This window comes from Actinomycetes bacterium, assembly GCA_024222295.1.
In the GTDB taxonomy this organism is placed as follows: Bacteria; Actinomycetota; Acidimicrobiia; order Acidimicrobiales; family Microtrichaceae; genus JAAEPF01.
Genome location: JAAEPF010000017.1, coordinates 14,436 through 35,243, shown reverse-complemented (window position 1 = coordinate 35,243; position 20,808 = coordinate 14,436). Strand labels below are relative to the sequence as shown.

Annotated in this window: 26 protein-coding genes; all 26 read right to left on the bottom strand. The window is 68.0% G+C overall.

The features are described 5' to 3' along the window. Nucleotides 1-9: 9 nt before the first annotated feature. The 26 genes from tsaB to rplR all read right to left on the bottom strand — a co-directional run bounded on the left by tsaB (nt 10) and on the right by rplR (nt 20,807). The gene (gene tsaB, locus GY812_02935) at nt 10-705 is read right to left on the bottom strand and encodes a tRNA (adenosine(37)-N6)-threonylcarbamoyltransferase complex dimerization subunit type 1 TsaB (protein ID MCP4434438.1); all 696 of its coding nucleotides are present in this window, start codon (nt 703-705) and stop codon (nt 10-12) included. Continuing rightward, nucleotides 705-1,202: a tRNA (adenosine(37)-N6)-threonylcarbamoyltransferase complex ATPase subunit type 1 TsaE gene (gene tsaE, locus GY812_02930; GenBank protein ID MCP4434437.1), complete on the bottom strand. Its 498-nt coding sequence runs from the start codon at nt 1,200-1,202 to the stop codon at nt 705-707. Before tsaE ends, tsaB begins: the two co-directional genes overlap by 1 nt. After that, nucleotides 1,199-1,813 (bottom strand): uracil-DNA glycosylase, encoded by a 615-nt coding sequence (locus tag GY812_02925; GenBank protein MCP4434436.1) that lies wholly within the window; start codon nt 1,811-1,813, stop codon nt 1,199-1,201. The genes tsaE and GY812_02925 overlap by 4 nt, the downstream gene beginning before the upstream one ends. 27 nt (nt 1,814-1,840) lie before the next feature. Further along, entirely contained in the window at nt 1,841-2,725 is an 885-nt protein-coding gene (locus tag GY812_02920; protein MCP4434435.1) for a P1 family peptidase, read from the bottom strand. Beyond that, nucleotides 2,722-3,885, bottom strand: a complete 1,164-nt coding sequence (locus GY812_02915; protein MCP4434434.1) for a DUF3524 domain-containing protein — start codon at nt 3,883-3,885, stop codon at nt 2,722-2,724. The genes GY812_02920 and GY812_02915 overlap by 4 nt, the downstream gene beginning before the upstream one ends. Continuing rightward, nucleotides 3,886-5,031 (bottom strand): alanine racemase, encoded by a 1,146-nt coding sequence (gene alr / locus GY812_02910; GenBank protein MCP4434433.1) that lies wholly within the window; start codon nt 5,029-5,031, stop codon nt 3,886-3,888. Nucleotides 5,032-5,075: 44 nt separating this feature from the next. After that, the gene (locus GY812_02905) at nt 5,076-6,446 is read right to left on the bottom strand and encodes an NAD(P)H-hydrate dehydratase (GenBank protein MCP4434432.1); all 1,371 of its coding nucleotides are present in this window, start codon (nt 6,444-6,446) and stop codon (nt 5,076-5,078) included. Beyond that, nucleotides 6,443-6,883 carry a 4'-phosphopantetheinyl transferase superfamily protein gene (locus GY812_02900; GenBank protein ID MCP4434431.1) on the bottom strand — a complete coding sequence of 147 codons (441 nt, stop codon included), beginning with the start codon at nt 6,881-6,883 and terminating at the stop codon, nt 6,443-6,445. The genes GY812_02905 and GY812_02900 overlap by 4 nt, the downstream gene beginning before the upstream one ends. Then, the gene (locus tag GY812_02895) at nt 6,880-10,335 is read right to left on the bottom strand and encodes an SIS domain-containing protein (GenBank protein MCP4434430.1); all 3,456 of its coding nucleotides are present in this window, start codon (nt 10,333-10,335) and stop codon (nt 6,880-6,882) included. The genes GY812_02900 and GY812_02895 overlap by 4 nt, the downstream gene beginning before the upstream one ends. An 83-nt stretch (nt 10,336-10,418) precedes the next feature. After that, the gene (glmM, locus tag GY812_02890) at nt 10,419-11,768 is read right to left on the bottom strand and encodes a phosphoglucosamine mutase (protein MCP4434429.1); all 1,350 of its coding nucleotides are present in this window, start codon (nt 11,766-11,768) and stop codon (nt 10,419-10,421) included. A gap of 7 nt (nt 11,769-11,775) precedes the next feature. Continuing rightward, entirely contained in the window at nt 11,776-12,168 is a 393-nt protein-coding gene (gene rpsI / locus GY812_02885) for a 30S ribosomal protein S9 (protein ID MCP4434428.1), read from the bottom strand. 31 nt (nt 12,169-12,199) lie between these two features. Next, the gene (rplM, locus tag GY812_02880; protein ID MCP4434427.1) at nt 12,200-12,649 is read right to left on the bottom strand and encodes a 50S ribosomal protein L13; all 450 of its coding nucleotides are present in this window, start codon (nt 12,647-12,649) and stop codon (nt 12,200-12,202) included. A gap of 194 nt (nt 12,650-12,843) precedes the next feature. Next, on the bottom strand, nt 12,844-13,692 hold the full coding sequence (gene truA, locus GY812_02875; GenBank protein ID MCP4434426.1) for a tRNA pseudouridine(38-40) synthase TruA: 849 nt from the start codon (nt 13,690-13,692) through the stop codon (nt 12,844-12,846). Between the two features lie 14 nt (nt 13,693-13,706). After that, nucleotides 13,707-14,063 carry a 50S ribosomal protein L17 gene (rplQ, locus tag GY812_02870; protein ID MCP4434425.1) on the bottom strand — a complete coding sequence of 119 codons (357 nt, stop codon included), beginning with the start codon at nt 14,061-14,063 and terminating at the stop codon, nt 13,707-13,709. A 56-nt stretch (nt 14,064-14,119) separates the two neighbouring features. Next, nucleotides 14,120-15,055, bottom strand: coding sequence for a DNA-directed RNA polymerase subunit alpha (locus tag GY812_02865; protein ID MCP4434424.1), 936 nt, complete (start codon nt 15,053-15,055; stop codon nt 14,120-14,122). A gap of 48 nt (nt 15,056-15,103) precedes the next feature. Continuing rightward, nucleotides 15,104-15,721 carry a 30S ribosomal protein S4 gene (gene rpsD, locus GY812_02860; protein ID MCP4434423.1) on the bottom strand — a complete coding sequence of 206 codons (618 nt, stop codon included), beginning with the start codon at nt 15,719-15,721 and terminating at the stop codon, nt 15,104-15,106. A gap of 3 nt (nt 15,722-15,724) precedes the next feature. Continuing rightward, complete coding sequence (gene rpsK, locus GY812_02855; protein MCP4434422.1) at nt 15,725-16,123, bottom strand: 30S ribosomal protein S11; 399 nt, start codon at nt 16,121-16,123, stop codon at nt 15,725-15,727. After that, entirely contained in the window at nt 16,123-16,500 is a 378-nt protein-coding gene (rpsM, locus tag GY812_02850; GenBank protein MCP4434421.1) for a 30S ribosomal protein S13, read from the bottom strand. The genes rpsK and rpsM overlap by 1 nt, the downstream gene beginning before the upstream one ends. Before the next feature lie 19 nt (nt 16,501-16,519). Continuing rightward, nucleotides 16,520-16,633 (bottom strand): 50S ribosomal protein L36, encoded by a 114-nt coding sequence (gene rpmJ, locus GY812_02845; GenBank protein ID MCP4434420.1) that lies wholly within the window; start codon nt 16,631-16,633, stop codon nt 16,520-16,522. Nucleotides 16,634-16,659: 26 nt separating this feature from the next. Further along, nucleotides 16,660-16,926 (bottom strand): translation initiation factor IF-1, encoded by a 267-nt coding sequence (infA, locus tag GY812_02840; protein MCP4434419.1) that lies wholly within the window; start codon nt 16,924-16,926, stop codon nt 16,660-16,662. A 141-nt stretch (nt 16,927-17,067) separates the two neighbouring features. Then, nucleotides 17,068-17,712 carry an adenylate kinase gene (locus tag GY812_02835; GenBank protein MCP4434418.1) on the bottom strand — a complete coding sequence of 215 codons (645 nt, stop codon included), beginning with the start codon at nt 17,710-17,712 and terminating at the stop codon, nt 17,068-17,070. A gap of 33 nt (nt 17,713-17,745) precedes the next feature. Next, entirely contained in the window at nt 17,746-19,059 is a 1,314-nt protein-coding gene (gene secY / locus GY812_02830) for a preprotein translocase subunit SecY (GenBank protein MCP4434417.1), read from the bottom strand. A 143-nt stretch (nt 19,060-19,202) separates the two neighbouring features. Next, nucleotides 19,203-19,688 carry a 50S ribosomal protein L15 gene (gene rplO / locus GY812_02825; GenBank protein MCP4434416.1) on the bottom strand — a complete coding sequence of 162 codons (486 nt, stop codon included), beginning with the start codon at nt 19,686-19,688 and terminating at the stop codon, nt 19,203-19,205. After that, entirely contained in the window at nt 19,688-19,870 is a 183-nt protein-coding gene (rpmD, locus tag GY812_02820) for a 50S ribosomal protein L30 (GenBank protein ID MCP4434415.1), read from the bottom strand. The genes rplO and rpmD overlap by 1 nt, the downstream gene beginning before the upstream one ends. Continuing rightward, nucleotides 19,870-20,445, bottom strand: coding sequence for a 30S ribosomal protein S5 (rpsE, locus tag GY812_02815; protein MCP4434414.1), 576 nt, complete (start codon nt 20,443-20,445; stop codon nt 19,870-19,872). The genes rpmD and rpsE overlap by 1 nt, the downstream gene beginning before the upstream one ends. Beyond that, nucleotides 20,445-20,807, bottom strand: coding sequence for a 50S ribosomal protein L18 (rplR, locus tag GY812_02810; protein MCP4434413.1), 363 nt, complete (start codon nt 20,805-20,807; stop codon nt 20,445-20,447). Before rplR ends, rpsE begins: the two co-directional genes overlap by 1 nt. Between the last annotated feature and the right edge of the window lies 1 nt (nt 20,808).

The window sequence follows — 20,808 nt, the reverse complement described above, 5'->3', positions numbered from 1 at the left end:
GCACCCACCTCAGGCGTCCCTTGTGGACCAGTTGATCTCGGCATCGGGGCGGCGGAGATAGAGGGGCGCGATCGACTCCGGTTGCTCGAACTCCTCGCGAAGCGCCTGGGGGTGGGCCAACTGCACCAACGACGACGCCGACGGGTAGGCGTTGCCCACCTCCGCGTGCTCGACACGCGCCATGCCGTCGAACACCTCCCGGTAGCGACGCGCCCCGTCACCCACCAAGAGGACCTCTTCGCCGACTGCGAGCAGCTCCGAGGCGAGGTCATCCGCCGTGCCGACCTGGGCCTCGGTCACCCGCTGCACACCACCGGGCACCTGGCGGTAGAACGCGTGGTAGATCTCACCGCGACGGGCGTCGACCGTGGCCACTATCAGGCGCTGGGTGAAGCGAACCGGAAAGGCCAGGAGGTCCAGGCTCGAGACCCCGATCATCGGCACCCGGAGGGCGAACGCGATCGCCTTTGCGGTGGCCACTCCAACCCGCAGCCCGGTGAACAGGCCCGGCCCCACGTCGACGGCGACCAGACCGACGTCGTCGAGTTCGATGTCGGCCTGCCCACAGATGAACTCGATCGCGGGCGTGAGGTTCTCCGCGTGGCGACGACCCTTGGCGCAGTGGGCGCTCGCCAACACCCCCTCGTGACCTCCGATGGCACACCCCACCTGCTCGGTCGCGGTCTCTATCCCGAGAATCAGCATCAGGCACCGCCGCCGCTGGTCCGTTCGATGACGGTCGCCAACGCGTTCATGCGTGCCGACCAGCGCGAGCCGATGGGAGAGAAGCCGATGCTGCGCGAGTCCGGTGAAGCGCCATTGTCGAGGCGGACCTCCAGGTAGTCATGCGGTAGCACCGGAGCGATCGTGTCTCCCCACTCGATGACCACCACCGCGTCGTCGTCGAGGATCTCCGCGAGCCCCAGGTCGAGTGCCTCGTTGACCTGGTTGAGTCGGTACACGTCGAGATGGTGCAGGTCGAGCCGTCCCGAGTAGCTCTGCACAAGGGCGAAAGTGGGGCTCGTGATATTGCCCTGCACACCCAGACCGGCTCCGAGTCCCTGGACGAAAGCGGTCTTGCCCGCGCCGAGTCCGCCCACCAGGACGATCAGGTCTCCGGGGCGCACCAGTTCGCCGAGGGCCGCCGCCAGTGACCGGGTCTGGTCGACACCTTCGGTGTGTGCCTCGATCCGTGAACTCACTGGGCGACCACGCTCGAGGCCGTGAGTTCGATCATCCCGCCCGACGCTGCCGCCTTGGCCCGCACCAGGTCTGCACGCACATCGGACATCGCCGACCCGCCACCGCGGAGCACCGCTGCGGGGTGCAGGGTCGGCACGAGCACGCGGCCACCCCACGAGTAGGCACGTCCGCGCAGCTTCGTGATGCCCGTCTTCGTGTCGAGCAGGAGCCTGGAGGCAAAGTTGCCCAGAGTCACGATCACCGTGGGGTCGATGAGCTCGATCTGGCGTTGCAGGTACGGCCTGCACGCCGCGATCTCGTCGGGCTTGGGATCGCGGTTGTCGGGTGGGCGGCACTTCACCACATTGGCGATGTACGCGGTCTCACGGGTGAGTTCCATCTCCTCGGCCATGAGCCGGTCGAGGAGCTTGCCGGAGCGGCCAACGAAGGGAAGGCCCTGACGGTCCTCCTCGGCCCCGGGGCCCTCGCCCACGAACATCAGGTCCGCCGTCGGGTCTCCCATGCCGAACACCACCTGGGTGCGTTGCTCACAGAGCCGGCACGCGGTGCAGCCAAGTGCGTCGGTGCGCAACTCATCGAACTCTGCGAGGGGGGAGCCCATGTCGGACATCGCTCCGAGTGTATCGACGCTCGGGGCTCAGGCTGCCGTGGCGATCGCCTGCTGGACGGCTTGCACCGCCAACCACCGCACCTTGTCCTGTGGCGCCGCGACACCTCCGACCGAGATGGCCACGAACGCGTCGCCGTCCACCGATGCGTGCGGCGGTGAGATCGCCCTGGCCAGGCCGTCGTGTGCGCCACGGGCCATGTGCATGCAGCCCATCTTCGACACCTCCGCGTTGGTGGCCACGACCCCGATCGTCGTGTTGGCGACCCGGGAGCCGCCGAAGGACCCACCGCCGTCATCGTCGCCTCGGGAGGGGTCCGGTATCTCCGGCTCAGCAAGGCCGGCCTCGGGTGAGCCGACCAGGTCTCCCCATGCGTTGACGGCCACGAGACAGGCGACAACGAGGTCGCCGTCGCGGATGGCCACGCCCACGAGACCGCCAGCACGTGTCGCTTCCTCGCCGCGCCACTTCGACACCGTGGCCCCCGTGCCGGCACCCACCAGACCGAGCTCGCACCCCGGTGAGGCGAATGCGTCCTCGAGCGCTGCGGCTCCGTCGGCCGCGGTCGGACGAACGGTCGGGTCGCCCACGGGAAGGTCGAACAGCGACATCCCCACCACGATCGGGACCCTTCCCCAGGGCGTGGGGAACCCGCGGCCGCGCTGGTCGAGGGCGGCCATCACGCCATCACCTGCGGCCAGACCGAAGGCCGATCCACCCGACAGCACCACCGAGTCGATGCTCTGCACCGTTGCGCTCGGGTCGAGCAGTGCGAACTCGCGTGTGGCGGGAGCGCTGCCGCGCACCTCCCCCGATGCCGTGAACGGCTCATCACCCACGACGACGGTGCAGCCCGTGCGGGCCGCGGCGTCGCTGCGATGGCCCACATGCAGGCCCGGTACCTCGGTGATCATCGGTCCTCCGTCCGACGGCTCCGGCCGCCTCGTGTCTCAACGAGTCTGCCAACCGCGTCGTCGTATTCAGCGGCCATCACCGGCCAGTCGTATCGCCTGACCGCTTGAGCCATCGTGCCCGCCCTCTGCCGCCAGGTGGGCAGGTCGACCAACACGTTGCGCAGATGGGTGGTGAGGCGACCCTCCGGGTAGCGGAATGCGGGGTCGTCCACCGTCTCGCGGAATGCGAGCGCATCCGGCACGACAGGTACACAGCCGGCGGCGACGGCCTCCACCACCGAGATGCCGAAGTTCTCCTGGCGGGCCGCCGCCACGACCACATCGCACCCGCGGACGGCGCTTGGGTAGTGCCGATCCGCGACGTGGCCCCTGTGCACGACGCGGCCAGAGATCGGCTCGAGCAGCGCATCACCCATCGCCGGGTCGTGGTGGTCGTCGCTGCCGAGCACCACCACGTCGAACGCGACGCCCTCACGCGAGAGGGTGGCCATCGACTTCACCGCGCGGTCGAGGCCCTTGTCGTTCGACCAACGGTGGTTCCACAGCACCACTGGACACGACCTATCCGGCCGCAGGCTCGGCTCCCGCCCCGGGGCGGCCATCCTCGCCAGGTCGCATCCGCACGCCATCACGCAACTTCGCTCGAGGAAGCCGGCCACCAGCTCGAGGTGGGCCGCCGGTTCCGGCGAGGTGTCGAACAGGGCGGGAAGGGCTGCCGCCATGGAATCGAGCTGCCACCGGGAGTTGAACCACACCGAGTCGGCAGCCAGGACGCTGCGCCAGTTCGTCCATGCCAGGTGGCGGCCCCTGCCGTCACCCACGCCATTGGCGCTGACCGGCTGCGTCAACTGGTTCTCATGCATGTAGAGCACCGTTACGCAACCGGCCAGCTCCCGGCGGCAGAGTCCGAGCAGCGACGCCAGGTCGACCATGTCGGTGGCCACGACCACGTCGGGTCGACCGTGCGCCTCGAGGTGGCGGGACACCTGCTCGGCGAGGCTCGCCGTGGAGGAAACCATGCGCTGTTGCCAGTGGTCTGCCGGCAGCGAGACCAGGTGGATGTCGTGACTGCTGTGCCGCATCCAACCCGCGGCCCACGCCTCATGGGAACCGCCGAGCCACGGCTCGACGAGAAGCACCCCGAGGGACTCGGGCGCCACCTACCGCCCTCGGAGGTGCCGGCGGGGCAGCCTCGCCGAGAACCTGCAGACGACCTCGTAGGGGATCGTGTCGAGAATCGTGGCCCAATGCACCGCCGAGACCTCCACGGGGCCATCGGGACCGAGCTGGCTGCCCAGCAGCACCACCTCGTCGCCCACGTGTACCGGCACCACCGAGGGGTGGCCGACCGGTCCCACTTCGATCACTGTCTGGTCCATGGTGACGACTCCTCGAACCGGCCTCGGGATCCCGCCGACCAGAAACGCACCACCCACCGCACCGAAGTTGCGCGGAATGCCGTCGGCGTAGCCCACCGGGACCACCGCCACGATCGTGTCCACGTCGAAGACGTGGGCGAGCCCGTAGCTGACCCCTTCGCCGGCCGGAACGGTGTGCACATGGGTCACTTCGGCGTGCACCGACATCGCGGGTCTGAGCTCGACCTGGCCGGCCGTGTGCGGCGACGGCGGGATCCCGTAAGCGGCGATGCCTGCGCGCACCATTGCGAAGTGCGACCCGGGGTGGGCGAGCAGACCCGCGGAGTTGGCTGCGTGCACGACGCCCGGATCGATGCCGGCTGCGTCGAGATCGGCCAGCACCGCCCCGAAGCGGCGCAGTTGCTCGTCGGTCTCGCTACGTTGCGGTGTGTCTGCCACAGCCAGGTGGGTGAACACGCCCTCGAGCAGGAGGTTGTCCGCCAGCAACACCCTGGCTGCCAGGTCGACGGCGTCACGCGGCGTGGCGCCGACGCGGTGCATGCCGGTGTCGACCTTCAGGTGCACACCCCAGCGGGCGTTGCGCCCCACCGTTTCAGAGGCCCGCGCCACCGCCTCCTCGTGGTAGATCGTGGGTGTCAGGTGATGCGCCCACGCGTCCTCGAAGGCGTCCAGGGGCGGCTCCGACAACAGCAGAATCGGTGCATCGATGCCGGCCTCGCGCAACTCGACGCCCTCCTCCACCAACGCAACCGCCAGCCGCGTCGCGCCGCTGCCCAGCGCAGCCCGCGCGACCTGCACAGCACCATGGCCGTAGCCATCGGCCTTCACCACGACGCACAGCTCGCTGGACCCGGCGAGGCGAGCCAGCTCCGCGACGTTGTGCCCGATGGCGGACATGTCGACGCGGACTTCGGCGTGTCTGGGCACCCCGACAGGCTACGGCGCGCCGGCAGGGGTGCCGGCCAATCGGTTCAGCCGGGCGCAGCCGGGTCAGCCAGAAGGGAGCGGGCATCGCCAATGACCTCCGCGATGTCACCTGCCAGCACGCCGTGCTCACCTGCGACTCGGCCCGCCACCCCGTGCAGGTATGCCGCCGCGGCCGCCCCGCGCAGCGGTTGCGCTCCTGCCGCCAGGTGGGCCCCGATGATCCCGCTGAGCACGTCACCGGATCCGGCGGTCGCCAGGCGGGCGTCACCGGAGCGCACTGCGTATACAGACCCGCCGGGATCTGCGACAACCGTGGTCGGCCCCTTCAGCAGCACGATGCAGCCATGGTGTGCAGCGGCGGCCCGGGCGGCCGCGAAGCGGTCTGCACCTGGCTCACGACCCATCAGCGACTCGTACTCGCCGTCGTGTGGCGTCATCACGACAGTCGGGGTGTCGCCTGCGGATGTCGTGGCGGCCAGCGGCTCCTGCCCCACGGCCCGCAGGGCATCGGCATCGAGGACCACGGGCACGCCGCTGCGAACAACGGCTTCCAACTCGTCGCGCACGTGGGACGCGAGCCCGATGCCCGGGCCCACCACAACTGCACCGAAGCGCGCTGCCCCGTCGGCTACCTCCCGGCCCCAGCCCGACGCGGGCAACCCGGTGCCGACCGCCTCGCGGGGAGCGTCGGGATGCTCGAGGCCCGGACTCGACGCGCGGACATACGACGCGTCGGCCCTGCCCGCCGAACGCGCACACAGCCACCCTGCGCCTTGCATACCCGCAGAGCCCGCCACAACCCATACCGCATGGCGCCACTTGTGGTCATCGGCGGCACGCGAGGGCACCCATGCGGCCACATCGCCGCTCTCGACCAGCCAGCCCGAGGCCACCGAAACGTCGAGGCCGATATCGGCCACCACGACCTCGCCGCTGTGGCCGGGGCCGTCGGCCTGCACCAGGCCGGGCTTGAGGGCGGCGAAGGTCACGGTACGCGCGGCGTGCCATGGGCTGCCCGCTGCGTCGCCGGTCAGCCCGGAGATGCCGGAGGGAATGTCGACCGCCAGTACGGGCGCCATCGGTTGCGGCGGAGGATCCCATGTGCCTCGAAAGCCGGTGCCGAAGGCGGCATCGAGGTAGAGGTCGGCCTGGGGCATGGCCGGTGGGAGTTCGCCGGCGTCGAGAACCACGGCCCGCACGCCATCGCGTGCCAACAGGCGAGCGGCGACCCGTCCGTCGTTGCCGTTGTTGCCCTTGCCCGCAACCACGACGACACGACGCCCATAGGTGCCGCCGAGCATGGAGACGGCCTCGGCAGCCACCGCACCGGCGGCCCTGCGGATCAGGACGTCGACCGGTTCGGTGGCGGCAGCGTCAACCGCGGCCATCTCGGTTGGGGTCACGATCGGTATCACTGTCGCAATTCTGGCCGCTGGGTCCGTGTCGTGACGGATGCGGACCGAGATGGTCGGCCGCGGGCCTCGGCGCGGGCCACTGCGACCTCACCGTCCGGGCCGGTGGTCGCGTCCACCTCCAGGGTCACCGAAGTCGCACCGAGATGGGCCGCCCTGTCCGCGGCCGACCCGCGCAGGCGTACCGAACCGAGGTCTCCGGCCACCTCGACGTCGGTGAACCGCACGGAGTCGATGCCCACACCGAGGGCCTTCATCACTGCCTCCTTGGCAGCGAAACGCTGTGCCACCTGCAGCGGTTGCTCCTCGGCCACAGCGACCAGTTCCGTCTCGGTGAACAACCTCGAGGCCAGTGCGGCCCGGCGCTGCAGTGCTGCCATGAGGCGGTCGACACCGGCCAGGTCGACGCCCACTCCCACGAGGGACCCGTCGGTGGTCATGACCTCCAGCGATCCGCCAGGTCGAGGATCGGAACGACCAGCAGGTCGATCACCGGCTGGTCGCCGAGGATCTGTTCGTCGAGGTCGTCCTCTGTCTCGGTAACTGCGTCACGCAGGGCCTGGTAGCGGCGGCGGTAGCCCTGCAGTACCGAACGTGCCGACGCGGCAGGCAACCTGTCGACAACCTCCACGTGCAGCAGCACCAGTCCCACAGCCTCACCACCGCGGATCTCCGGCACGATGATCACGTTGCGCCCGTCGCTGCGGCCGGAGGCGACCATCAACTCGCGTTCACGGGCCACCAGGGCCTTTGTGCCACGAAGGCGCGGATCCTCTTCGGTGCGCGAGCGGATCTCCGCGCCGACACCCGAGCGGTCGGTGGCTGTGATGGTGGCGGTGGCCAGGGACTCCGCGCCCGAAAGCGAGTAGCGCGTCCAGCCGGTGACCCTCTCCACCGCCGGATCCAGTTCGGCCAGAGTGCGCAGCGCAGAGTACGGAATCGACTCGCGGCCGGCACCGGTCTGCACCGCTGCCTGCACCAGCGGCACCTGCATGAGCGACTCATCGCTACGCGATATGCCGACCGTGACCGTCTTGGCCTGGTGCTTGATGGCATCCACCGGGCGCGTGAGCTCATCGATGGCGGCACTCAGGGAGTCACCGATGTCATCCACCACGACACCCGGCGTGCCCGGCTTGCCGAACTCGAGTTCGTAGCCATCGAGGGCGGACAGGCCCGTGGCGTAGCGGAACTGCCCGGCCAGGCGGACCGCCGTGTCGGCCTCGAGTTGCCCGTTGTAGGCACCCGTGCGCATGCCCTGGAGCCACGCGGCTGCGTGGTCCCGCAGCACCGGCCGCAGCCGGCGAAGGATCCTCGCGCCGTCGACTGCGTCGCCGTGGTCGATGCCGGACTCACCGACCACCTCGTCGATCGCGGCACGAGCCTCGCGGAGCGGCTGCGCCTGCGAGTCGATGGCAAGGGCCGCCTCGTAGCCGAACAGGTGCCCGACCATGGTGGCGAGCACGAACGCGAGCCGCTCATGGGTCTCGGGGACCTCGAGCACGGCCACTGCCGCATCGAATCCGCGGGCGCCCTGGCTGGCGATCACGATCGGGGCCGCCTTGTGCGCCGCGAAGATCGCCACCTCCTTGGCCACGTCGTCCGCGGTCGACCCCACGAGGCCGGCGGCACACACGAGGATCATCGGCTCGGCCGACAAGTCGATGTGCTTCTTGTCCTCGGTGGCATCGCACGCGATGGACTTGTAGCAGAGCTCGGACAGCTTGATTCGAAGCTCCCGCGCGGCGATCTGGTTGACGCCGTTGCCCACCAGCGCCCAGTAGCGACGCCCCGGGGCGGTTGCGGCCGCCTCGGCGATCGCAGGTCTGGTGGCAAGCGTCTGGAGCATCCGCTCCGGGAGTTCCCGCATCGCTGCGAGGACTTCCTGCTCGGAGGGCTCCGAATAGTGGCGTGCTCCGGGTACCGCCGCAGCGATTCCGTAGGCGAGCAACATGCCCGCAGCGACCTGGGAGTAGAACGCCTTGGTCGACGCGACGCTCATCTCCACGTCGCGGCCGTCGGCTGTGTACAGCACCCCGTCGGCCTTGTCGGTGAGGTCACTGCCACGACGGTTGACGATTGCCAGCACGGAGGCACCCCGGCTGCGCACCAGGTCCACAGTGCGATTCGTGTCGGTCGTGGTGCCCGACTGGCTGATCGCCACCACCAGCGTGTCCGACATGTCGGCACGCATCGCGAAGCCCGACAGCTCCGTGGCGGGGAGCGCCTCGCAACGCACATCGGTCTCGGCCAGCAGGGTGGACAGGAACTGGGCAAGGCTCTGGCCGGCCACGGCGGCCGTCCCCTGGCCGATCACCAGCACCCGTGCGACCTGGCCCGAGGCGAGCCTGTCGACCACCTCGGTTGGCATCGACGCAGGACCGATTCGCACATCCAGGGCGCCATCGTGGTCGACCAGGCGTCCGCGCAGGGTCGTGCGGAACGAGTGCGGCGAATCGGTCACCTCCTTGAGAAGGAAGTGCGGGAAGTCGCCACGGTCGATGTCGCGGGTGGTTATCTCGGTGCCTGACAGGTCGGACTCGTCCACCGCCAGCTCGGTGCCGTCGTAGGAGAACCGGCGCACGCCCTCCAGCCGGCCTGCGGCCGTAGCGTCCAGCGACACGATCTGGCCACGCGAACCCGTGGGATTGTCCGGATCCGATGGCGTCTCACCGTCCATACGCAGGTAGCGCGACGTTTCCTCCACGACCCCGTAGGGCTCACTGGCGACCACGAAGGCGTCCTCGGCCAGTCCGACGTAGAGGGCCTGGCCCGACCCGCGCAGCGCAAGGTAGAGCTCCCCGGGTGATGCCGTCGTGGTGGCGGCGATGGCCACCGATCCCTCCATCGGCGCCACGGTGTCGCGGAACGCCTCGACCCCTACGGCCGAGCTCGACAGGAGGGTGCGCCGCAGCAGCGTCGGGATGACCTTTGCGTCGGTGGTGACCTCGTTGGGCAGCTGGAGCGACGCGTCCGCGGCAAGCTCCGCGTAGTTGTCGACATCGCCGTTGAGCACGGCCGTTGCGAACGGGCCGTCGGACACGACCGTTTCGTCCGAACCCTGGGGATGTGCGTTGGGCTCCGACACGATGCCGATGGATGCCCAACGGGTGTGCCCGAGCACGAGACCCGCAACGTCAGCCGCGGCGAGCGCGCGGTGCAGCAGCCCGTCGCCGAGGATCGCTGCGCGGAGCTGCGCTGTGTTGTCACCGAGTTCGCCGATCTCGGCAGCAGTCTTGAACACGATCACGAGGGCTTCGTCGACGAACCGCACGGCGCCCGCTGTGAACACACCGTCCATCCGGCTACCGATCGCGTCGGCCACCTCGGGATCTGCCGGGTCGAGGCCGTGGCCGGTCAGTTGGACCTCGACGCCGGCGCTGTCGCGGCCGCGCACTTCGAGGCGGTCGAGAGCCGAGAGGGCCTGGTGCAGGCTGAGCAGCACCGCAGTGCCGGCACGGCCCGGAAGGTCGGGCGTGAGCGCCCTGACACCGTCAGCCGCTCGCAAGCGGTCACGTTCGATGGCCCAGAGGGCGTCCTTGCACCGGATCAGCGCCGCGTTGGTCGCTTCCAGGGCCTCGGCGGCAACACCGTGTGACGGGTTGTCGAGCAGGGCCTCAGCGGACTCGACGAGGGCTGACAGCTCCCTGCACCGCACCCGGAGGTCCTCGGTGGCCGGAGGAGCAGCCAGTAGCCCTGCGACGCCCGGCTCACCCAGCAGCTCGTCATTGACCCGCCGGAGCGCGTCGGCTGCGGTCTCCAGAGGGGCAGGCCATTGGGACGTACTCGATGAAAGCAGGGCGTCGAGGCCCTCGATCGACTCGAGCACGGACGCGACGTCGACTGCAGGGTCGGTGTTGGGTGACCTGACTATGGCGATGATGCCGCACATTTGGGGTTACCGGAGTCCTTAGGGCAAGGCCGGGCCGCCGCCGCAGCGGGGCCGATGGTCAGAAAACTCTACCGGGTCGCAGCTCAGGCACTGCTGAGGCCGCGTACCGCCTCGACGAGTGTCTGCGCCGCCGCGGATGCAAGCTGTTCGGTGTCCGCCTCGGCCATGACCCTCACGACCGGCTCGGTGCCCGAAGGTCGTAGCAAGACACGACCGGCATCTCCCAGGTCTGATTCGACAGCGGCGATCTCGGCGCTCAGTCGCTGCGCCACATCCTTCATTGGGGACTCGATCGGCACGTTCACGAGCACCTGGGGCAATCGCTGCATCGCACCGTCGACCAGGTCCGCTAGTGGTCGCCCGGTGCGGGCAATGAGGTCAAGCAGCAGAACGGCACTCAGGAGGCCATCGCCCGTGGTGGTGATGTCGCGGAACACGAGGTGGCCCGACTGTTCACCACCGAGGCTGAACCCACCCTCCTCAAGAGCCTCTAGGACGTACCGGTCACCGACCGAGGTGTCGACCACGGTGATGCCGGCGGCGTCCATTGCCCGGCGGAAGCCGAGGTTGGACATCACGGTCACGACGACCGTGTCGCCTGCCAGCAGGCCACGCGACCGCATGTCGCCGGCGAGAATCGCCATCAGCTGGTCACCGTCGGCAACCCGGCCCAGGTGGTCTACGGCCACGACGCGATCGGCATCCCCGTCGAACGCGATGCCGATGTCGGCTGATCGCCCTGTCACCGCCGATGCGAGGCCGTGCGGGTGGTTGGACCCGCAACCGTCGTTGATGTTCACGCCGTCGGGGTGGGCGCCGATGACCTCGACCTCGGCGCCGAGCGCACGGAGCACGCGCGGCCCGATCTTCCAGTTGGCCCCGTTGGCGCAGTCGAGCACGACCCTGATCCCGCCGAGGCTGCGGCCCTCGATCGATGCCTGCACGAACTCCGCGTAGCCATCCACCTGCCCCGCTGGCGGCACGGTCGCCCCCACGGCCGCATCCGCGGGACCGGCGTGCGCCTCACCGTCGAGCAGCGTCGCCAGCTCGGCGGCTACGCGCCCTTGTTGTGCATCGGTGAGCTTTCGCCCGCCCGGGCCGAAGATCTTCAGGCCGTTGTCGGCAAACGGGTTGTGCGAGGCCGAGATCATCACCCCGGCGGTCACCCGGCCATCGAGCGGCTCGGCACATGCATGCGCCACCGCCGGTGTGGGAGCCACCCCGATTGCGGTGGCCTCTGCGCCCTCTGCGCAGGCGCCCGCACAGACGGCGGCTTCGAGCATCGGCCCCGAGATCCGCGTGTCGCGGCCCACGACCACGACCTCTGCACCGAACACCCGTGTGGCGGCGCGCCCGAGGGCGAGCGCCAACTCTGCGGTCACCGCCACGTTTGCAGTTCCGCGGACTCCGTCGGTGCCGAAGCTGGCGTGCACCGCTGTATCAGCGCTTCGAGTACTGCGGAGCCTTGCGGGCCTTCTTGAGGCCGTACTTCTTGGATTCCTTCTCGCGGGAGTCGCGGGTGAGGAACCCGGCCTGCTTCAGGGTCGTGCGCAATTCCGGATCGACGTCGATGAGGCTGCGGGCGATACCCATGCGCACGGCACCGGCCTGGCCACTCGTGCCACCACCGTGGAGGGTGACCTCGACGTCGTAGCGATCGGCCGTCTCGGTGATGCGCAGTGGCTCGGTGAGGATCATCCGGTGCGTCGCGTTGGGGAAGAACACCTCGACGTCGCGGCCGTTGATCGTGATCTTGCCTTCGCCGTCGGCGAGGCGGACCCGAGCGACTGCTCGCTTGCGTCGGCCAGTGGTCTGTGTGAGCGGCTGGGTCATCGTTCGTCGTCTCCGGTAAAGGTCTTGTCAGTCAGGCGCGGGCCGCTGCGCCGGGAATCTCGAGTGTCTTGGGCTTCTGGGCCTCGTGGGGATGCTCCGCTCCGGCGTAGACCTTCAGCTTGCGCAGCATCTGGCGACCCAGGCGGTTCTTGGGGAGCATTCCGCGCACGCTGCGGCGCACCGCCTCTGCGGGCACCCGCTCGAGCATGTCGGCGTAGGTCTCGGACTTGATGCCGCCCGGGTACCCGGAGTGGCGCCAGACCTGCTTGCTCTCTGCCTTGTTGGCGGTGAGCACGACCTTGTCGGCGTTGATGATGACGACGTGGTCGCCGGTGTCCATGTGGGGCGTGAAGGTCGGCTTGTGCTTGCCGCGCAGCACGCGGGCGACCTCGGTCGCCATGCGGCCGAGCGTCAGGCCGTCGGCGTCGACGACATACCATTCACGCTCGATTTCAGAGGCCTTGGGGGTGTAGGTGCGCACCGCGCTCACTTCCTTGGAACAGTTGGTGTCTGTGGACCCGTGGGGTCCGCAGTCCCGCAAACCGGGACCGGCACTTCCGGCGAGCGACAACCTGTCACAGGACAGCGGAGCCACGCCGAAACCGGGGAAATGCCGACAGGTCAGACTACCGGCCGCTCCGATTCAGCAGCAAGCCCGGGAGGCCAGCGTGCCGGTCAGTAGCCGACTTCCCAGAGGAACAGGCCATCTGGCGGGGCCAGTTGGCCAGCCAGCGAACGGTCCTTGCCCGCGAGGGCCGCGGAAACCGAGTCGACCGGACGCCGACCACGGCCGATGTCGACCAGGGTGCCCACGATGCTGCGCACCATCTGGTGACAGAACGCCGATGCGGTGATCTCGAAGGTCAGCACCCCGGGATCGTCATTGAGCTCGCCAGACCATCGGGCATCGGTCACCCGTCGCACCATCGAGGCATCCGGGCGGTCCTTCGGCTGACGACAGAACGAACTGAAGTCGTGGGTGCCGACCAGTTGGTGGGCCGCGTCGGACATGCGGTGTCGGTCGAGAGCGGCCGGCATCCACCACGTCGTGCCCGCCAGGAACGGGTCGGGCACCTCCGAGGCGAGCAACCGGTAGCGGTAGCGCCGCCACTGCGCCGAGAATCGGGCGTGGAAGTCACCCGCGACCCGCGTGACCTCGCGGACCACGACATGTGGTGCCAGCATCGAGTTGACCGACCGCCGCAGACTCGCAGCGTCCAGGGCCGCCGGGTCGGCGTCGAATGACACAACCTGGCCCCGTGCATGCACGCCGGCATCGGTGCGCCCTGCCACGGCCAGCACCAGATCACAGCCCAGTACCTGTTCGAGCGCGCCACGCAGGTCTGCGCCAACTGTGCGGACGCCATCGTTCTCCGCGAAGCCGCGGAAGGCAGACCCGTCGTAGGAAACCAGCAGGCGGTACCGGGCGAGGCCGGGCCCGGGTGGTTCAACCTCGATGTCAGCGGGGCCCGCGTGGGCACCTCGGGCGGCGTCGCCGGCCTGCTGGTCTGCGGGCGGCGGCACCTGATCCCCGTCGGTCAGACGAGTTCCAGCTTGGCCATCGGCGCCTTGTCACCGGTGCGCGGGCCGAGCTTCAGGATGCGGGTGTAGCCACCCGGGCGGTCCGCGTAACGCGGTCCGATGTCGTCCATGAGGATCGCAGCGATCTCCTGGTCACCGATGTAGGCGAGGATCTGGCGGTGGTTGTGAAGCCCGCCCTTCTTCGCCTTGGTGATCAGCTTCTCGGCGATCGGGCGGACGGCCTTGGCCTTCGCCTCGGTCGTGACGATGCCGGTGGGTGACGCGACGAGGGAGCTGACCAGGTTGGCCATCATGAGGCGCTGGTGCTTCGGGCTGCCACCGAATCGATGGCCCTTCTTGGGAGTTGCAGGCATTGGTCTGTTCCTGGTCTACGTCTTGGTGTGGTGCCGGTACCGGACTCAGCTACGGGTCACTCGCTGCCGCGCAGCGACAGGCCTCGGCTGTCCAGCTTCTCGATGATCTCGTCGAGCGACTTCTGGCCGAAGTTGGTGATGGCCAGGAGGTCGTCCTCGGACTTGGTGAGGAGTTCGCCCACGGTGTTGACCTGGGCACGCTTGAGGCAGTTGCGGGGCCGCTCGGAGAGGTCGAGGTCCTCGATTGCCAACTCGAGGTCGGGCGAGGTGGCCACCGTTGTGACTGCCTCGGACAGGGTGAGGCCCTCGGCCTCCTCTGACATGTTCTCGACCTCGTCGAGGAGCGTGCGAAGCGTCTTGCCGGCTGACGCCATGGCATCGCGCGGCGTGATCGAACCGTCGGTCTCGATCTCCATGACGAGCTTGTCGAACTCCGTCGACTGCTCGACGCGGGTGGGCTCGACGCTGAAGGACACTCGGCGCACCGGAGCGAAGATCGCGTCCACCGGGATCACGCCGATGGTCGAGTTGGAACGATCCGAGGAGGACAGGTAGCCCTTGCCGCGGTCGATGGTGAGGTCGATCGCGATCTTGCCCTTGCCGTTGACCGTGGCGATGTGCTGGTCACCGTTGAGGATCTCGATGCTGTCCACCACCTGGATGTCGGATGCGGTGACTTCCTTGGAACCCGACTCCTCGAGGCGTACCGTCACGGGCTCGTCGAGCTCCGAGGTGAACACGACGTCCTTGAGGTTGAGGATCACGTCGGTGACGTCTTCGACGACACCTTCGATCGTGTCGAACTCGTGCAGGGCGGCGTCGAAGTGCACCTCGGTCACGGCGGTGCCGGGGATCGAGGACAGCAGTGTGCGGCGCAGGGAGTTGCCGAGCGTGTGACCGAAGCCGGGCTCGAGCGGGGAAATCGCGAACCGCTGGCGGTTGTCGAGTTCCTCATCGATTGCTTCGACGGTCGGGCGAGGGATGACGAGCATTTGTTGCGTACCTCTGGGTGGCAGTTGGCGAGGGCTGTTGGGCTTGGCTTACTTGGAGTAGAGCTCGACGATGAGGGATTCCTTGACGGGCACATCGATGTGCTCGCGCAGCGGGAGCTCCCGCACCGTGACTTCCTGGCCGCCGTCGGCGGAGTCGAGCCACGGCGGCGGTGTGCGGCCGTAGTGCTCGACGTTCCACTGGACAGCGACCATGTTGCGTGACTTGTCGCGAAGCCGAACGACGTCACCCTTGCGGACCCGGTAGCTCGGGATGTTGACCCGGCGACCGTTGACCTCGACGTGGCCGTGTCCGACGAACTGGCGGGCCTGTGGGCGCGTGGCGGCCCAGCCAGCGCGGTACACCACGTTGTCGAGGCGCATCTCGCAGAACTGGAGCAGGTTCTCGCCCGTGACGCCCTGGCGGCGGTTGGCCTCGGCGTAGAGGTTGCGGAACTGCTTTTCGTTGAGGCCGTAGGTGTAGCGGGCCTTCTGCTTCTCCTGGAGCTGGAGCAGGTACTCGCTCACGTTGCCGCGGCGGCGTGTGCGACCGTGCTCGCCCGGAGGGTAGGGGCGCTTCTCCATGGCGATGTTCTCGCCGTTGGTGCCCCAGATGTTGGTGCCGAGGCGGCGCGAGACGCGCGCCTTCGGGCCGGTGTAACGAGCCATGACCTACTGCCTCCGCCGCTTCGGAGGGCGGCAACCGTTGTGGGGGATCGGGGTGACGTCCTTGATTCCGGTCACCTCGATGCCTGCGTTCTGGATCGAGCGGATGGCGGTCTCACGGCCCGAACCGGGGCCCTTGACCACGACGTCGACCTTGCGCACGCCGTGCTCCATGGCCTTGCGGGCGGCCTGCTCGGCAGCCAGCTGGGCGGCGAAGGGCGTGCTCTTGCGAGAGCCCTTGAATCCGGCATTGCCGGCAGAGGCCCAGGACAGCACGTTGCCTTCCTGGTCGGTGATCGAGACGATCGTGTTGTTGAAGGAGCTCTTGATGTGCACCACGCCATGGGTGACGTTGCGGCGCTCCTTGCGACGGGGACGACGGCCCCCTGCGGCTGGATTTGCCATTACTTGCGGACCTTCTTCTTTCCGGCGACGGTCTTCTTGGGTCCCTTGCGGGTACGGGCGTTGGTGTGGGTGCGCTGGCCACGCACGGGCAGGCCGCGGCGGTGACGCAGGCCCTGGTAGCAGCCGATCTCCATCTTGCGCTTGATGTTCTGGTTGACCTCGCGGCGCAGGTCACCCTCGATCTTGAAGTTGTCCTCGATGTAGCTGCGCAGTTCGGCGATCTCGGCGTCGGTGAGGTCCTTCACACGCGTGGTCGGGTCGATGTTGGTGGCTTCGCAGATTTCCGCAGCCTTGGTGTTGCCGATCCCGTATAGGTAGGTGAGAGAGACGACGAGCCTCTTTTCCCTCGGGATGTCGATTCCGGCGATTCGTGCCATCTGTAGTTGTTCCTGTTCCTCAGCCCTGACGCTGCTTGTGGCGCGGGTTGTCGCAGATCACCATGACGCGGCGGTTGCGCCGGATGACCCTGCAGTTGTCACACATCTTCTTGACGCTGGTTCGGACCTTCATTGGTACTCAGTTCGCTCGTTGGCCGGTCACTTGTAGCGGTACGTGATCCGACCCCGGGAGAGGTCGTAGGGGGTCAGCTCCACCTGCACCTTGTCTCCGGGCAGGATGCGGATGTAGTGCATGCGCATCTTTCCGGAGATGTGCGCCAGGACCTCGTGGCCGTTTTCGAGTTCGACCCTGAACATGGCGTTCGGGAGCGACTCGGTCACCGTTCCTTCGAGGACGATGGCGTCTTCCTTGGGCTTGGGCAGAACAATTCCTCCTGTCGGGCCCCGTGCAGGGGCTTCGGACATGGCGCGCCAGCGCTGGGGCGCGGACTGGGCCGACGAACAACTCTAGAGGTTCACGCCTCTTGGGGCAAAGGCGGGGACGGCCGCCCGCAATGTGACACCCGCCTCGTGGCAAACCTGGTGGGTTCGACGAACGGGCAGCGATCAGGCAATGCGTTCGTCGACCACGCCGGCGACCACAGTCGCGATGTCGTCGGGGTCGCCCACCCCGTCGACCGTCTCGAGCAGGCCCTCGGCCTCGAACCAGGCCAGCAACGGTGCGGTCTGCTCGTTGTAGGTGGCCAGGCGCTTGCGTACGGCCTCCTCGGTGTCGTCGTCGCGCTGCACGACCTGGCCCCCGCACTTCTCACACTTGCCGGTGGAACCCGACTCGTCGGTGGCGGAGTAGATCGTGCCGCAGTTGGTGCACACCCGCCTGGAGGAGATGCGCTCCACCACAACGGACTCAGGCACCTCGAGGTTGATCGCGGCGGTGATGCCACCTTCGGCCACTAGACCCTGGAGGTCCTCGGCCTGCTGGGCGGTGCGCGGGAAGCCGTCGAGTAGCCAACCTGGTTGGGCATCGGGCTCACCGAGTCGCTCCGACACCAGGCCGAGCATCACGTCGTCCGGCAACAACTGGCCGGCGTCCATGTACTCCTTGGCCTTGAGGCCGAACTCGGTGCCGTCCTTGACGGCCGCACGGAGCATGTCGCCGGTGGAGATGTGGGGGATCCCGTGGCGCTCGGCCAGCCGGGTCGCCTGGGTTCCCTTGCCCGCGCCCTGGCGTCCGAAGACGATCAGCCGCACAGGGGCCTTGTCAGCTCCGCTCATGTCCCCACCTCACTGGCTCTTGGAGAGGAATCCCTCGTAGTTGCGCATCATGAGCTGGCTGTCCACCTGCTTCATGGTCTCGAGGGTCACACCCACTGCGATCAACAACGAAACACCACCGATTGAGGTGGCGGCCGCATTGGCACCGCCGCCGCCCACGAGCAATGACACCAGAACGGTCGGGAAGATGGCCAGCAATGCGATGAACAGCGCGCCCGGAAGCGTGATGCGGTTGAGCACCTTGGTGAGGTATGTCTCGGTCTGGGGGCCGGGGCGGATCCCGGGGATGAAGCCACCCTGCTTGCGCAGGTTGTCGGCCTGTTGGACCGGGTCGAACGAGATCGCCGTGTAGAAGTAGGCGAAGCCCACGATCAGCAAGCCGAGGAAGGTCAGGTACAGCGGGTTGACTGTGTTGAGCAGGTTGTCGTTGATCCAACTGGACACGCTCGCGCCCCAGCCTTCGGAAGGAAGCACCTGGGACAACAGCACCGGCAGGTTGAGCACGGCGCTTGCGAAGATGATCGGGATCACACCGGCCTGGTTGACCTTGAGCGGGATGTAGGTGGACTGGCCGGCGTACTGCTTGCGGCCCACGACGCGCTTCGCGAACTGCACGGGTATCCGTCGCTGGCCCTGCTCGATGAACACGATGAAGCCGAGCATGACCACGAAGAAGCCCAGGAAGACCACCATCTTCGCTGTACCGTTTTCGGCGCCATAGACGGCAGCGAAAGCGGATGGCATGCCGGACACGACTGAGGCCATGATGATCAGCGACATGCCGTTGCCGATCCCCCGGTTGGTGATGAGCTCGCCCATCCACATGAGCAGCGCCGTGCCCGCGGTGAGTGACACAACGATCAGCATCACCCGCTGCGGGCTCCACACGGTGACGAGATTGATCGAGTTGTTGCCGGTGAGCCCGCCGCCACCATTGGCGAACAGGAACGTGAAGCCCGTGGCCTGCAGCACAGAGATGCCGATGGTCAGGTAACGGGTCCACTGGGTGATCTTGCGCTGGCCGACGGCACCCTGTTGCTGCCATTCCTGCAGCTTCGGGATCACCACGGTCAGGATCTGCATGATGATCGAGCTGGTGATGTAGGGCATGATCCCGAGCGCGAACAACGAGAAGCTCGTGAGCGCCCGGCCGGAGAACAACTGCAGGTAGGCGAGCACGCCGCCCTCGCGGGCCTGGTCCTCGATCGCCCGCACTGCGTTCTGGTCGACTCCGGGTACCGGCAGGAACGAGCCGAACCTGTAGAGCACCAGCATTGCCAGTGTGAACAGGACCTTGTTGCGCAGGTCCGGAACCTTGATGATGTTGCCGATTCGGGACACTGGCGCTCCTGGACGCTGGTGTTGCGGGTTCTACAGCCCGGGGGCTGGTGTGCAGACGGTACCCGAGGACGGGGTGGTGCGCGCAACGCACGCACCGCCGGGCCGACGATGGACCGGATAGTCCGTCAGCGGTTGGTGTGGGCGCTTCCCTTGAATGCGGGTCGAACCTCGAACGGCAGCGGGATCGACTCGAAGGATCCGCCGGCAGCTGTGATCGCGGCCTCGGCCGACTTGGACGCCGCGTGCACCTTGACGGTAACGCCACGCTTCAGCTCGCCACGGCCCAGCACCTTCACGAGGTTGCCCTTGGAGACGAGGCCCTTGGCGAGCAGCGTCTCGGGAGTGACCTCGTCGAGGCCCGATTCCTCGATCGTGTCGAGGTTGATCGCCTGGTACTCGACGCGGAACGGGTTGTTGAACCCGCGCAGCTTCGGTACCCGCATGTACAGCGGCAGCTGGCCGCCCTCGAAGCCCACAGGCACGGTGCCACGGGCCCGCTGGCCCTTCATCCCGCGGCCTGCGGTCTTGCCTCCCTTTCCGGAGATGCCGCGGCCGACGCGCTTGGCGCGCTTGCGGGAACCCTCAGCGGGCTTCAGGTCATGGATCTTCATCAGTCGACCTCTTCGACGGTGATGAGGTGCGGGACCCGGGAAATCTGGCCGCGCACGTCGGGGGTGTCAGGCAGCACGTGGCTCTTGCCGATGCGGCCGAGCCCGAGGGCCCGCAGCGTGCCGCGCTGGGGCGGCTTGATGCCGATGGCGGAGCGGACCTGGGTGACCTTGATCTGTGCCATCAGTCCTCCTCGGTCTCCTCGGCGGGCTCGGACCCGCCGCGCTGGGTCTGCTGGTAGGCCTTGAGCAGGCCGGCAGGAATGATCTCGTCGACCGGCAGGCCGCGCAGCGCCGCGATCTCCTCGGGGCGCTTCAGCTCCTGCAGGCCGTTCACCGTCGCCTTGGCAACGTTGATGTAGTTGGCCGAGCCCATCGACTTGCAGAGCACGTCGGAGATGCCGGCCTCTTCGAGGATGGCTCGCGCAGCGCCACCGGCGATCACACCGGTACCGGGTGCCGCGGGCTTGAGCATGACGCGACCGGCGCCGCACTCACCCACGATGGGATGCACGATCGTGCCACCGGCGAGCGGCACGGAGAACATGTTGCGCTTGGCCTCCTCGGTGCCCTTCTGGATCGCGAGGGGCACCTCCTTGGCCTTGCCGTAGCCGAGACCGACCCGGCCGTTGCCGTCGCCGATCACGACCAGGGCCGTGAAGGAGAACCTGCGGCCACCCTTCACCACCTTGGCGACACGGTTGATGTTGATGACCCGCGACTCGCGCAGCTGAAGGTCGTCGTTGCGATTGTTGGCCATCAGAACTCCAGTCCTGCTTCGCGGGCAGCGTCTGCCAGCGCAGCGATGCGCCCGTGGTAGCGGTTGCCCCCGCGGTCAAACACGACGGTGCTCACACCGGCGTCCTTGGCCCGCTCGGCCACGAGCGTGCCGACCTTGGCGGCGGTTTCGGTCCCGTTGCCTGCGCTGCGCAGGTCGGATTCGAGTGAGCTCGCGGCCACCAGCGTTGCGCCCGCGCCGTCGTCGATCACCTGGGCGATGATGTGGCGGTTGGAGCGGAACACCGCCAACCGCGGACGACCTGTGGTGCCGACCACGTTGTGGCGCACCCTCTGGTGACGGCGCTTGCGCAGATCTCGCTTCTTCTTCGACTTGTCGCTCATC

Coding starts and splice junctions, on each gene's coding strand:
- tsaB (MCP4434438.1), bottom strand. CDS start 705: ATGCTGATTCTCGGGATAGAGACCGCGACCGAGCAGGTGGGGTGTGCC.
- GY812_02925 (MCP4434436.1), bottom strand. CDS start 1,813: ATGTCCGACATGGGCTCCCCCCTCGCAGAGTTCGATGAGTTGCGCACC.
- GY812_02920 (MCP4434435.1), bottom strand. CDS start 2,725: ATGATCACCGAGGTACCGGGCCTGCATGTGGGCCATCGCAGCGACGCC.
- GY812_02900 (MCP4434431.1), bottom strand. CDS start 6,883: ATGACCACCGACGGGTCCCTCGTGGGAGTGGGCGTCGACCTGGCCGGT.
- GY812_02895 (MCP4434430.1), bottom strand. CDS start 10,335: ATGTGCGGCATCATCGCCATAGTCAGGTCACCCAACACCGACCCTGCA.
- rpsI (MCP4434428.1), bottom strand. CDS start 12,168: ATGACCCAGCCGCTCACACAGACCACTGGCCGACGCAAGCGAGCAGTC.
- rplQ (MCP4434425.1), bottom strand. CDS start 14,063: ATGCCTGCAACTCCCAAGAAGGGCCATCGATTCGGTGGCAGCCCGAAG.
- GY812_02865 (MCP4434424.1), bottom strand. CDS start 15,055: ATGCTCGTCATCCCTCGCCCGACCGTCGAAGCAATCGATGAGGAACTC.
- rpsD (MCP4434423.1), bottom strand. CDS start 15,721: ATGGCTCGTTACACCGGCCCGAAGGCGCGCGTCTCGCGCCGCCTCGGC.
- rpsK (MCP4434422.1), bottom strand. CDS start 16,123: ATGGCAAATCCAGCCGCAGGGGGCCGTCGTCCCCGTCGCAAGGAGCGC.
- rpsM (MCP4434421.1), bottom strand. CDS start 16,500: ATGGCACGAATCGCCGGAATCGACATCCCGAGGGAAAAGAGGCTCGTC.
- rpmJ (MCP4434420.1), bottom strand. CDS start 16,633: ATGAAGGTCCGAACCAGCGTCAAGAAGATGTGTGACAACTGCAGGGTC.
- infA (MCP4434419.1), bottom strand. CDS start 16,926: ATGTCCGAAGCCCCTGCACGGGGCCCGACAGGAGGAATTGTTCTGCCC.
- rplO (MCP4434416.1), bottom strand. CDS start 19,688: ATGAAGATCCATGACCTGAAGCCCGCTGAGGGTTCCCGCAAGCGCGCC.
- rpmD (MCP4434415.1), bottom strand. CDS start 19,870: ATGGCACAGATCAAGGTCACCCAGGTCCGCTCCGCCATCGGCATCAAG.
- rpsE (MCP4434414.1), bottom strand. CDS start 20,445: ATGGCCAACAATCGCAACGACGACCTTCAGCTGCGCGAGTCGCGGGTC.
- rplR (MCP4434413.1), bottom strand. CDS start 20,807: ATGAGCGACAAGTCGAAGAAGAAGCGAGATCTGCGCAAGCGCCGTCAC.